The following is a 12363-nucleotide window of genomic DNA, read 5'->3' as shown; positions in this document are numbered from 1 at the left end:
ATTAGGTCTATCAGCCTAATCCCTTGCAGGGAGCGCGAATTGCGCCGGCCACGAGTGCCCAAGGCATCTATATGACGTTCTCCATTGCCGCCTTACGTTCTTGACTGGTTTCCATGAAAAGGGAGCGATATCAATTTTATTTCCCCACCTTGAAATCAATATTTATATTGCAAAAAAGCCAATAAACCCCATTAAATAAAACAGCAAAAATAACCATTGGCTTTATTTATTTTGTAGATATACTCGGCTAAATACCCTGTATGCCTACGGGCATTTATTTGCTAGCTGAGAAAAATGAACAAGAAACCTGACATTACTATTTCTACCTTGGATTTAGATCGCCTTTATGACTTGATTGAGTCTTTGCCTCACAACAGCGCCTCTGGCCTTGAGTTGTTGGAGGAAGAACTAAATCGAGCCAATGCGCTGCCGCCTGAGCAGATGCCACCCAATGTGGTTACCATGAATTCAACGGTTAAATTTTACGTGGCGTCGACGGATAAAGAACTCGAACTGACCTTAGTGTATCCAAAAGATATGGACACCAGCGGTAAAAAAATATCTATTCTTGCGCCGGCAGGCAGTGCCTTAATTGGTTTGGCCGTGGGCGATGAAATTGAGTGGCCTAAGCCCAGTGGCGGCACCCTTAAAGTGAAAATTACCGAGGTGCTGTATCAGCCCGAGCGCGCTGGCGACTTCGTTTCATAAAGTAAGCCAAATTTGGGCTTAAAAAACAGGGGAAATACCGGGCTTGGCTATTTCCCCCATAACTACTTGGACCCTAACTAGGGCATTACCCCACTTGCCTTTGGTTGCGCAATCTACACTTTTGTGCGCCGCTGCTGCGCCTCCACCAGCATTAATTCGGCCTTGGCACCGAGGTAAACATAAATCCCCAAGCCGATTAATAAGCCGATAACACTGAGCATCATCAATAACGCGGGAATGGTAAATTCGCCTTGCCCTAACGAGGCTTTAAACATGGTAAGCAATGCCTCGATGGACACGGCTATCAATATTGTCGAGATAAACCGGGTAATGGTGCGTCGGGTTGAACTATGTCGGAAGATATCCTTATGCATTAAGATTTCTTCTTCTAAAATGGTTTTGCCAAGGTCAAATATCGACAGGGCTAAGGTGATAAAGATAATAATTCCGAACGGCCTTAGCGGATCGCTCACATTATTAATGTTGGCCAGTAAATCTACTATGTCTAGGCCAACGTTATAAACCAAGACTAAAACCAGGGTAAATAGGCTCACCACAATCACACTGTATCCGACTTTAAATGCGCCACTGAAGCGGCCGCGATAGCGATCCCCCATGATATATTCAATAAGCTTAACCAGGTTAACATCGACAACTGCGTAACCTTGCTTATGCTCTGCCAGGGTGCAACTTGTTAATACAGAGACACACAAATTGCCCGATGCCAAAGAGATATAGGGCTCGGTCATCACTACGGCGGATTGATTGTCCGCAATGGCAATAAAGTAAGGCCTGCTGGCACGATTGACGCCCCTGCCCGGGGCAATATGGCCATCGGCTTGAATATTAGCACTGAGCTGCATGCCTTGGGCATTTAGCACATACACCAACTCGGCAAAACCATAACACCGGCATACCTGTGCCACCGCTTTATTCACATTACCCGGCCAATCGCTCTGGGCAACCAGCGAATGTATTAGTGATTCCAATAAGGGCACCACATCGGCGTAATGTTCTCGATATCGCTCGATCGCGCTTAAGTAACTCATCGCCATACTCAATCCTCGCTGCAATTGCTTACAATTTCTGCACGCAGGTTTGATGCCACATTAAATTAAGCCGGCATATCATATAATTACGTATTAAAACCCTGTTTATTTGGACTATGGATGTACTAAAACGGGGCGAAATCACTAAGTCCGTGCCCTGCTTCGGTGCGAGCTGTAAAAAACATTCATTCTCTATTTAAGTTCTTGTTCTATAATGAACCCATTACTTAAACATAAAGGGAAATGTAAATGAAACAGCTAGTTGCCGTAATCACCTTAATCGCCAGCGCCTTAGTACTGAGTGCCTGTGAAGATGCTAAAACCAGCAGCGAAAAAGCTAAAGAAAGTGCCGCAGAGGCCAAAGAGGAAGTGGTAGCCGCCTGGGACAGCGCCGTTGATGAAGTAAAAGAAGCCGCCAACAACTTGCAAGAAGAGTCCTTCTCTGAAAAAGTTGATGAATTGATGGCTGAAACCAAGGCTCTTGCTTCAGCTGCCAGCGATGAAGGCAAAACTCAGTTCAGCCAGCTAATGGCCGACTCAAAAGAGTTAGCACAAAAAGCCTGGGATGAGTCAAAAGAAGGTGCCGGCGAGCTATCGGATGAAACCAAAAACCAGATTGATGCGCTGATTGAGAAAATCCGCGAAACACGTGAAGAGCTTGAAGCGAATCAATAAGCGTTAACGACTCAATTGTGATGTTACCAAACCCGACGAAAGTCGGGTTTTTATTTGCGCAAAACTTGGGCTCGCCCTAGCCCTGCTTTTGAATATATTCCAGCGCCGTCATTTTATGATAAGTGACGTTAGGATGGATAATATGCGCGGGTTCTGGGTCAACCACCTCAATGGGAATTGTTAAACTGCGCGCCACCTCCAGTGCCATCTGGGTAATATTGACACTAAAAGAGGTGCCCATAAATACTATACGATCCGCCGCCAGCATGCGCCGCTGCGCCTCATCTATGCCATACAGGTCGGTATAAAACTCATCAAACAGCAACACAAAGGGCTTAAATGAGCGATAAAGCATGGGCCCCTGCTCGGGAATGGCAAATATCTCTAACAACGACTGGCTAAGGCGCGACTCATCCACCTGCTCCCAAGGGGTAATATGCTTTTCGACTGGCTCACCCTGTTCATGAAATTCGGTCATCAAATCCAGGCGACCATGAATGGCGATGTAGTCCTGGTTACCGGCCTTGCCATCGAGGCCATCGATGTTTTGAGTGATCAGATTTTTATCCGCCAACCAGTAATGCACCTCGTTCGGACCATGGTCACGATAACTGGCAAATCGATGGTAATACCAGGCGAGAAACTCATCCGGGCGCGTTTGGTACATGCGCCGCGTCGCCATTTCCATGGGCGTATAGTTCTTACTGCCGATGCGCCAGTAACCGTCTTCACCGCGAAAGGTGGGAATACCGCTAGCGGCACTGACGCCGGCCCCGGTGATATAAAGTGTGTTGCTCATAGCTGTGGACAATAGGGTGTCATGCCATTAGCTTGCCCCAAGCGCCGTGGGCGAGCAAGTTTAATTACCCGCCACGCTGATTTGGCCCAGGCCATGGCAAAGCCTACACCTTTACCATGGGCAGATTTACCCGCACCACCAGCCCGCCTTGGGGCTGATTATGCAAACTGATATCGCCATGATGGGCTTCACAAATTTCACGGCACAAGGCCAGACCTAGACCACTGCCGCTGCTTTTGGTGGAATAAAATGGCACCAGGGCGCTGGCCATCACTGTCTCGGTCATGCCCTTGCCCTTATCGCCGACACAAATTAACTGCTGTCCGTGATTTTCCACGCTCAGCCACACATCCTCGGCGGCACCACCTGCTTCATGGGCATTTTTTAGCAAGTTGATCAGTAATTGCTGAATTTGCGTCTCGTCGCCATAACCGAACTCCGCCAATTCTCCCTTCACCTTAAACTGCCATTGCTGTGATAATCCTTGAATTAACTCGACCCATCTAAATTTACTCAGTTGCGGCTGCGGCAATTTTGCAAACTTGCCATAGCCTTGCACAAACTCGCTCAAACGGGCGATGCGCTCGTCTATGGTGTTAAACACCCGCTCAAGACGCTCATCATCACTGCGCTGGGCGATTAAACGCCCGGAATGCAACATGGAAGAAATTGGCGCCAAGGAGTTATTCAGCTCATGGCTGATAATACGTATCACCTTCTTCCATACCTGCACCTCCTGACGGGATATTTCCCGAGTCATGGGTTTAAGAATAAAGAGATTATGGGGCTGGTTATTTAATAAAAATTCACCGGTGGCCAGATGCCAGGTTTGCCTTTGTTGCTGCTCCTGCTCTACGCTAAACAGGCCCTCACCGCCGCGTTGCAAGGCTTCGGCAATGGCCTTAGGCATGCCACCAAAAAGATTCGAGAGCGTTTCCCCTTCCACCTTAGTGCCGGCAAACAGCAAACCGCGGGCACTGTGGTTGGTATAGACAATTTGTCCTTTCGAATTCACCAACAGCAAAGCTTGCGGCGAGTTATGCAAGACCTTGTCGAGCATCAGCTCTCGTTGATAGATCCACTGACGCTCTTGATGCAGCTTGTTGGCGGTTTCATTGTACAGGGCGCATAAATCCCCCAGCTCATTATTGCCCTGATAGGCCAAGGTGGTGGAGAAATCCCCGTCTTTAAAATTTAACAGCCCCGACTCAACCGCCTGCAAGCCTTTGGCAACGGGCGATACCACCAGGGTTACAAAGAGCGCCTGAACTACACCCAAAGCCAGGGCCAGAACCAGCCCCTGCATAAGGTTAAATACGTCAAATAAGACGCCGATGGTGACAAGCAGGCAGATAAACAGGCTCATCCACAGACTGAGCTGCCAGATAAGTCGACCCGCCCCTTTGGGAAATATAATCATCAGTAATCGATACCAAACTTTTGCATGCGTCGATACAAGGCCTGACGCGATAAACCAAACTCCCGAGCGACCTTAGCGACGACCCCCTGGTGAGCGCGCATGGCCGCTTCAATTTCGTGCTTTTCCGGCTCATGCTTGGCCTGGTGATTATCACCAACACTGTGCAGGGCAAAGTCTTCTACCTGCAACTCGCCTTCGGGTTTGAGCACGCCAATGCGCTTACAGGCATTTTCCAGCTCACGCACGTTGCCGGGCCAGCAGTGCTGGCGCAACATGGCTTCGGCGTGGGGGCTTAATTCCCGTCCCGGTAAAAAATGCCCAATGAGGGCGGCAATATCGTCCTTGCGCTGCGCCAAAGGAGGGATGCTGAGTTCGATAACATTAAGACGATAATACAGGTCCTCGCGAAAGCGCCCCTGCTGGATATCACCGAGCAAATCGGCGTTAGTGGCGGAGATCACCCGCACATTCACCTTGCGGGTTTGGGTTGAGCCCACACGTTCAAATTCGCCGGTTTGCAGCACCCGCAACAGCTTCACCTGACCATCGAGCGGCAGGTTGCCAATTTCATCCAAAAACAAGGTGCCACCATCGGCGGCTTCGAAACGACCGATGCGGGTTTGCTTGGCACCGGTGAAGGCCCCCGCTTCGGCTCCAAAGAGCTCGGCCTCAATCAAATCCGCGGGCAAGGCTCCGGCATTAACCTTGATAAAGGGCTTGGCTTTAAGGGGGGAATTACGGTGGACAATCTCGGCGATGCCTTCTTTACCACTGCCGTTGGCACCTGTGATAAGCACGGGCACATCCGAGCGCGCCACCTGCAAGGCCATGTCCACCACTCTATGCATGGCGGCGCTGGCAAAGACCTGGCCGGCCAAATCGGCACCTTCCTGGACCTGGGTGCGCTCTTGTGCCTGGCGTTTAAAGGTGGCATTTTCACTGGCCGCCTCGCCCAGGGCCACCAGGTTATCTATGGTGGTGAGCAGCTTTTGGTCATCCCAGGGCTTGCTCAGGTAATCGGCGGCACCGGCCTTAACCAGCTCCACCGCGGTGCTGAGCTCGGTCCAGGCGGTGATAAGGACAATGGGCAGATGCGGGTTAATGTCGCGCAAGTCGTAAAATAACTTTTTGCCTTCCTCACCCGAGGTGGTATCGGCGCTGAAATTCATATCCTGAAGCACCAGGGCGATACGCTGATAGCGCACAATATGTAACGCCTCGGCAGGCGTTTCACAGGTCACGGCGTGGTAGTCATGCAGCTCGAGGAGCAGCGACAAGGCGTCTAACACCGCCGGGTTATCGTCAACTATCAGTATCTTTTTCATATTATCCTGAGGGTCTGTTTATCTTTGCGGTTTACTTTATGTTCAATCTAAACGCATTCTGATCACGACGCTCGTTATGATGCATAGTCACTCTATGTACATAGCGAGCAACACAGAGCAGGATGCGTTTAGATGAACCCGTAGGGCAGCGCTTGTAGCGCATTTCTACTGTGTTGTTACATGTTTATGTAGAATAACTACACCACACATGTACCGCCTTGTATAAATACACTACAAACTGCTGCAGAAACAAACAACAAAGGTCAACAGACCCTTATCTAGAGCGCGCCCAAGGGCGCGCTGAATTGTTGTTATTATATTGAGCGCGTGGCAATACTTGGTGCCACTTTGGCAGCGCGCAGTGCGGGTCCCCATGCTGCCACTAGGCTCATTATGAGCATAAATACCGCACTCGCCAATACGAAAGTAAAGGATAAGCTGGGTAAAGAGAAGACTTTCATCAGTTGCTGGCCTAATAAGACCGCCAAGGCAGCGCCAATCACCAGGCCTAAACCGGCAACCAAAAAGTTCTCAATGAGGAAGTAACGAACAATGGCCGACTTGCGAGCCCCGAGCGCGCGGCGCGTACCAATTTGCTTGGTGCGTTTACTGATATTGAATAAGGTAAGACCGAAAATACCCAAGGCAGTCACCAGCACCAATACCACTATCAGGACCACCAGCATGCGCATCACCAGGGTATCGCGGGCCAGATAAGATGCTTTACTTTCATCCAAGCCTTCGATGCCGTAAAAAACACGGCGCGATTCGCTTTTTAATAAGAGCTCTTCCACTTTTGCCATCACTTCCGCACGCTTGCCCGGCTCGGTACGTACTAGAAATCCGGTGCGCGGCTGCGACAGGTTGAACGGGAAGATCACCACGTTAGCCGGACGACTGTCATTGAGCCAAGGGCCTTTTATGGTGTCGATAATACCGATAATTTCTACCGCATCTTCGCCCTGATACAGTACTTTGCCAAGGGCCGAACCATCGGGGTACAACTCTTCGGCAAAATCCTTGGTAACTATCGTGGTATTGGGCAACTTACCGTAGTTATCCGCATGCACTACTTCTTCCGGGTAGAAATTACGTCCTTCGATCAGCTTGGCGCCCAAGGTATTGAGCATATGCTCATTGGTGGTAAAGTATGCCGCCCGTACCCCGGTGCCAATTTCGGGATTGGGCACCAAATGCATGCTACTTGAGGAACCACTGCCCGACAACGGCATCCAGTTGGTCATGGCTGCATCGATAACACCGTCAATGGCGCGCAGGTCACGCTCATCCTGTGCATATTGTTGAACCAGGTTAATACTTGGGTCGAAGGTGCTGACACTCAGGCTGAAAATTGCTTCTTCGTCATAGCCGGTTTCCTGGTTTAGATAGGTCAGGCGATCGCTGATCATAAAGGCGGCATTGCTGACGATAGCCAGGGTGATTGCCACTTGTATCAGCAAGAGCACCGCCCCTATTTTTGAGCGCAGCAGTGCGTTGATCATGGGTTTTAATTCTAACATGGGTCTCTCCTACTGCGTTTTCAGGTAATAAGCTGGGTTGGTACGGCACACCTGCCAGGCCGGCAGCAAACCCGCCAAGATGCAGGCGACAATGGCAATGATAGGTGCGCTGGCCAGCATCAAAAAGTCCATCTTCGCCAGGGCCGAATAATAGCTGTAGCTTTCTCTGACCCCCCACAAGCATAGCTGCGCCAGTAAAATACCCAGCAGGCCGCCGAAAAGTCCCAATAAGCCAACTTCAACAAGGTGTTGTACAAACACCTGAGTTTTACTTGCCCCCAGGGCGCGACGCACGCCCACCTCGGGTGCACGGCGCATAAATTTCGCCAACAGCAGGCCAAGAATATTGGCCAAGCACACGGCCAGGAACATAAAGCTTAATAACACCAAAATCTTGTTATCCTCGCTGACCACCTCGTTGTATTCCATCCATTGATTTACATCACGTAAGCTGTATTTCGGCTCTTTGCGGGCAAAGCGACCTATCTTCTGTTGCTCCTGAATATAGCCTTTTAAATACTGCTCATAATTGGCTTTCGATTCTGGGCTATCGAGCTGCACCCAGTACTGGATCCAGACGATCTCAGAGTCCAGCCTTTGCTTAAAGGTGGTTACCATTTCACGCTTCCAGCCGTTGCTGTTACCCCAGGTGCCTATTTCCAGTTCTTTAACCAGTGAAAATGGGTAAAACACCCGCTCGGCACGTCTAAAAGCACCGTTATTCAAATCGTAGTATTTGGTGTGCTCGGTAATCGGCTCAATCACGCCGACCACTTCAAACAAGAACTTGTCGAGAAACACCGTCTTACCTACGGGGTTAGTCTCACCAAAAAGCTCTTCGCTGAGGCTACGCTCTAACACCACCTTGTTAACGGCATTGTCTTCATCACTTTGGCTCCACGGGCCGCCATGGATAAATTCGGCGTTGAACATGGAAAAGAAATCCCGTCCTGTCGCCCTCGCGTCCATCAATTTAGGGGCATTGCTCTCGTCGCCCAGGTGCACGGCAAAGCCGGTGCGCACCATAGCCGCTTGGGCATCGCCCTTGGCGTCTGTCATCAACCTTTGCGCATCTTTAAAGGTCAACTGGTAAGGAATATCGTCCTTGGTAAACCAACCCTCACCTTCGTCCATGGTTTGCAGTTGCAGCGCAAATAGCTGCTCGCTTTTGCTTGGGATGGGGTCGGCGCTCATCATGTGATACACCGACAAGGTGGTCATGGTAATGCCGATACCTATGGCAATGGCTATCACCATCAAGATGCTGACCAGGGGCGTGCGTTTAAACGAACGCCAGCTTAAATCTACGTAGTACCAAAGCATATTAGGCCTCCGCTGCGCGTGCGGCTGCGCGTGCGGCGATGTCACCCGCCGTCTGTTGTTTATTGGGCGCACCCTGATACAGACTGAAGTCGGCCAGTTGACCGTCAACCACCTGAATATTGCGCGGTGCGCGACGAGCAAGCTCAGGATCGTGAGTCACCATGACTATGGTAGCGCCTTCGCGATTAATTTCTTCGAGGATTTCCATCACTTGGCGGGCCATTAGGCTATCCAGGTTACCGGTGGGCTCATCGGCGAGTAAAAAACGCGGCTCACCGGCCAAGGCTCGGGCGATGGCCACCCGCTGCTGCTGACCGCCGGAAAGCTGCTGCGGCAGGTGTTTGGCTCGGGCGCCCAGGCCTACCAGCTCCAGGCAGCGTTCGATGCGCTTCTTACGCTCCGCCGATTTAATGCCACGATAGCGCAACGGCACTTCCACGTTCTCATACAGATTCAAGTCGGGAATAAGGTTAAAGCCCTGAAAGATAAAGCCGATTTTTTGGTTACGCAGATCGGCACGCTGATTGTCGTTGAGCTTGCCGACATCGATACCATCGAGCTCATAGGTGCCACTTGAGAAGGGCTCCAGCATGCCGGCAATGTTTAAAAAGGTGGTTTTACCGCTGCCGCTTGGGCCGGTGACGGCGATAAACTCGCCCTGCTCCACCTCGAGATTAAAGTCGCGTAGCGCATGCGTCTGCACCATTTCCGTTTGGTATACCTTGTTGATGTTATTCATTTTAATCATTGTATTCTTCCTCTGATGTTGAGCTGGAGTTAGCGCAGTAAAACGCGCTCGGCCTGCTTAAATGAGTCATAGTTTGATACCACCAGGGTATCGCCTTCGGCGACGCCGGCGGTGAGCTCCACATTGGCTACGCTGGTCGCTCCGGTTTGAATTTGAATGCGCTCGGCAACATCGCCATTGACTCGATAGGCTATCAAGCCGCCCTCGTTCATAAAGGCCCCGCGGCGCACCATCAATACGTTTTCTCTGTTTTCTAATAGGATGCGTGCCGATAAGCGCTGATTCTGACGAATTTTGTCAAATTGCGATTGATCGAAGCGCACCCGGGCACTGACTTGGCGTTCTTTCACTTCCGGCGAGATGGACGACAAGGTGCCGACCACACGGTTGTCGGCAATTTTAAGCTCAACCTCCAGGCCCAGCCCCAGTTCATTGGCATAGCTTTCCGGCACCTGCAGCTCGGCTTCGAAAGCGCTCAGGTCAACGAGTGTCATCAGTGCTTCGCTTGGCGACACCGCTGCCTGCTGTTGGACCAGCCAGTTACCTACCACCCCGGCAACGGGGGCAACTATCTGCAACTCGTTAACACGGCGGTTTAGTTCATCCACCACCAGTTGTTGGCGCGTCACATCCCCCTGCGCCGATTTAAGCTCGAATGCCAGGGTGTCTTTACCGATTTCGACTTCTTGTTGAGCGTGTTTGTAGGCCAACTTAGCACGCGCCAGGTCGTCCTGAGCCTGCTCCATGTCGATTTGGCTGATAAGATTATCCTTGATAGATAACAGCGCCCGACGGTGCTCACGCTCCGCGGCATTCAGGGTGACCGTGGCCATATCTAAGGTTTGAGCCAGCGCCAACTTGTCGCGACGGATCTGCAATTCCTTGCGTGACAGCTCATCGCTCAGGCGCTGCAGCTCTGATTCTTGTTGTTTAAGTTCGTTAGTCAGTTCCGGGCTGTGCACCTTAGCTATGGTTTGGTTCTTTGCCACTTCATCGCCTGGGTTGACCAGTAGCTGCACATAACCCTTGGACGGGCTGTAGATTTGCGGCGCATTGGCGGCCACAATAAACCCTGTGGTGGCGATATCGCGAACCAGGTCGCCACGGACCACGGCTGCAGTTTTCACCGCGTCTCGATTCAGTGATAGCTCGGTGCCGCCGTTACTGGCGCTCAAGCTGTAAGCGGCCAAGGCCGCAACCAAGGCGACACTCGCCGCTCCAAGCCAATATTTGCGGTAACTTTTTGTGGCAGCTAGTTGAATATCTTGTCCCTGAGTATCGCGGATCATAGTAACGCCTCACCTTGGTTAGTGAGGTATGGCGTTTTTACTAAACCGATAATAAATGCCGCCACTAGCATCAACAGTGGCGAGGTAAAAAAGACTAAGGTAGTGATCAACATGCTGCTATCCGTATGTTTTCTAATTGGTTTATTAGTTACGAGAAGCATGCCAACATGATAAAAAACTTATCTACTTGTTTTTATTGAATTTTAATTTTAACTGATGGAGTTTGGCGTTTGTCCGCGGACATTAAAAGTGTCCGCAGCGGACACTTTTAATGTAAACATCTTATCGGGTTGTGGGTCGCAGCTTTGCGCCGAGATAGGATTTTTTTTGGGGGGAGCTGTGTCGGGATAAAATCCCGACCTACAAGGTTTAATCGTCCTCGATATTATCCATGCCCTTGGTGCCATCCTTCGCCTTGAGTTCATGATGGATAGCGGATTTGATCAGCATATAGCCAGTGATGGGCGCGGTGATCAATAAGAAGATGGAGATCAGAATTTCTTTGATATTAATCACCCCATTTTCTACGCTGAAGAACACGTTGGCGGCTATCAGCAGCAAGGCCATACCTAAGGTGGTGGCCTTAGTCGGCCCATGCAGGCGCATAAAAAAGTCCGGCATTTTCACCAAACCAATGGAGCCGATTAAGATAAAAAGTCCGCCGGCTATTAATAATGCCGAAATTAGCCATTCAGTCATAGCCGCTCCTATTCAATAATATCGCCGCGCAGCAGGTACTTACAGACCGCCACCGTGCTGACAAAACCCAACATGGCAATAAGCAACGCCGCCTCAAAATAAATCTGCGTTTGCATGCCGATACCATAGAGAATGATAAGGGCTATGGTGTTGATATACATGGTATCCAAGGCCAAAATTCTGTCGGGCACCGAAGGGCCGACTATCAAGCGCCAAAGATTAAGCATCAAAGAGATGCCGATCATGGCAAAGACCATCAGTAATACATTTTCTAGCATTGGAAAATCTCCTTAAGGGGCGCTTCGTAGCGACGCTTAATGGTATCTATCAGGGCCTGCTCATCATCCAGATCCAGCACATGAATAAGTAAAAAGCGCTGCGTCGGCACCTCGCCCTTGGGTAAGGACTCAGGGATGGGATACACCTCGGCACTAACGGTACCCGGCGTAAGCGACACTGTGCTGGCCAAGATGGTAATGGGCAACTCATGCTGTAAGTCCAGGGGCACTTTGATAAAACCCGGGCGCAAACGCTTGGTCGGAGCCAGGATCTTAAAGGCCACTTCGACATTAGCGGTAATGATGTCCCAAAGTACGATAAACACCTGCTTGGTTGCCAAACCCGGACGTAAAATCAGCGGCTGAGCGGTGCGAAACGGCGCTATCACCAAGGGAATGGCTATGGCCAGTACGGCGCCAAGGATCAGGTGACCGGCGGAAACACTGTTGTTTAACAGCAACCACACGATAAATAATAAAACACTGCGAAATGGCGTTGGCAACCACTTATAACGAGCATGTAAGCGCAT

Annotated in this window: 13 protein-coding genes; 2 read left to right on the top strand and 11 right to left on the bottom strand. The window is 50.6% G+C overall.

Annotation, left to right across the window (positions count from 1 at the left end; translation table 11 throughout):
- The first annotated feature begins 294 nt into the window (after window positions 1-294).
- Complete coding sequence (rnk, locus tag C2M34_RS12725) at window positions 295-708, top strand: nucleoside diphosphate kinase regulator (protein ID WP_105212998.1); 414 nt, start codon at window positions 295-297, stop codon at window positions 706-708.
- Between the two features lie 113 nt (window positions 709-821).
- Here rnk and C2M34_RS12720 read toward each other — a convergent pair whose 3' ends face one another.
- Window positions 822-1757, bottom strand: a complete 936-nt coding sequence (locus C2M34_RS12720) for a general glycosylation pathway protein (protein ID WP_442792789.1) — start codon at window positions 1755-1757, stop codon at window positions 822-824.
- Between the two features lie 249 nt (window positions 1758-2006).
- Between C2M34_RS12720 and C2M34_RS12715 the strand changes: the two genes are divergently transcribed.
- Window positions 2007-2432, top strand: coding sequence for a hypothetical protein (locus tag C2M34_RS12715; protein ID WP_105201078.1), 426 nt, complete (start codon window positions 2007-2009; stop codon window positions 2430-2432).
- Between the two features lie 76 nt (window positions 2433-2508).
- Here the strand turns inward: C2M34_RS12715 and C2M34_RS12710 are convergent, their stop codons facing one another.
- The 10 genes from C2M34_RS12710 to C2M34_RS12660 all read right to left on the bottom strand — a co-directional run bounded on the left by C2M34_RS12710 (window position 2509) and on the right by C2M34_RS12660 (window position 12363).
- Window positions 2509-3231 (bottom strand): SIR2 family NAD-dependent protein deacylase, encoded by a 723-nt coding sequence (locus tag C2M34_RS12710; protein ID WP_105258988.1) that lies wholly within the window; start codon window positions 3229-3231, stop codon window positions 2509-2511.
- Between the two features lie 103 nt (window positions 3232-3334).
- Window positions 3335-4651 (bottom strand): sensor histidine kinase, encoded by a 1317-nt coding sequence (locus tag C2M34_RS12705; protein ID WP_234398816.1) that lies wholly within the window; start codon window positions 4649-4651, stop codon window positions 3335-3337.
- Entirely contained in the window at window positions 4651-5976 is a 1326-nt protein-coding gene (locus tag C2M34_RS12700) for a sigma-54-dependent transcriptional regulator (RefSeq protein WP_105258986.1), read from the bottom strand. The genes C2M34_RS12705 and C2M34_RS12700 overlap by 1 nt, the downstream gene beginning before the upstream one ends.
- A gap of 314 nt (window positions 5977-6290) precedes the next feature.
- Window positions 6291-7496, bottom strand: a complete 1206-nt coding sequence (locus C2M34_RS12690; RefSeq protein WP_105258985.1) for an ABC transporter permease — start codon at window positions 7494-7496, stop codon at window positions 6291-6293.
- A gap of 9 nt (window positions 7497-7505) precedes the next feature.
- Window positions 7506-8819: an ABC transporter permease gene (locus C2M34_RS12685; RefSeq protein WP_105258984.1), complete on the bottom strand. Its 1314-nt coding sequence runs from the start codon at window positions 8817-8819 to the stop codon at window positions 7506-7508.
- A 1-nt stretch (window position 8820) separates the two neighbouring features.
- Complete coding sequence (locus tag C2M34_RS12680; protein ID WP_105258983.1) at window positions 8821-9567, bottom strand: ABC transporter ATP-binding protein; 747 nt, start codon at window positions 9565-9567, stop codon at window positions 8821-8823.
- Between the two features lie 29 nt (window positions 9568-9596).
- A complete protein-coding gene (locus tag C2M34_RS12675) occupies window positions 9597-10856 on the bottom strand; it encodes an efflux RND transporter periplasmic adaptor subunit (protein WP_105201072.1) in 1260 nt (419 codons plus the stop codon).
- Window positions 10857-11225: 369 nt separating this feature from the next.
- A complete protein-coding gene (locus C2M34_RS12670; RefSeq protein ID WP_105213005.1) occupies window positions 11226-11555 on the bottom strand; it encodes a Na+/H+ antiporter subunit G in 330 nt (109 codons plus the stop codon).
- An 8-nt stretch (window positions 11556-11563) separates the two neighbouring features.
- Window positions 11564-11833 carry a K+/H+ antiporter subunit F gene (locus tag C2M34_RS12665; RefSeq protein WP_105201070.1) on the bottom strand — a complete coding sequence of 90 codons (270 nt, stop codon included), beginning with the start codon at window positions 11831-11833 and terminating at the stop codon, window positions 11564-11566.
- On the bottom strand, window positions 11827-12363 hold the full coding sequence (locus C2M34_RS12660) for a Na+/H+ antiporter subunit E (RefSeq protein ID WP_105201069.1): 537 nt from the start codon (window positions 12361-12363) through the stop codon (window positions 11827-11829). The genes C2M34_RS12665 and C2M34_RS12660 overlap by 7 nt, the downstream gene beginning before the upstream one ends.

This window comes from Pseudoalteromonas sp. T1lg88, assembly GCF_002964765.1.
In the GTDB taxonomy this organism is placed as follows: domain Bacteria; phylum Pseudomonadota; class Gammaproteobacteria; order Enterobacterales; family Alteromonadaceae; genus Pseudoalteromonas.
This window is presented reverse-complemented; position numbering and strand designations above follow the sequence as displayed.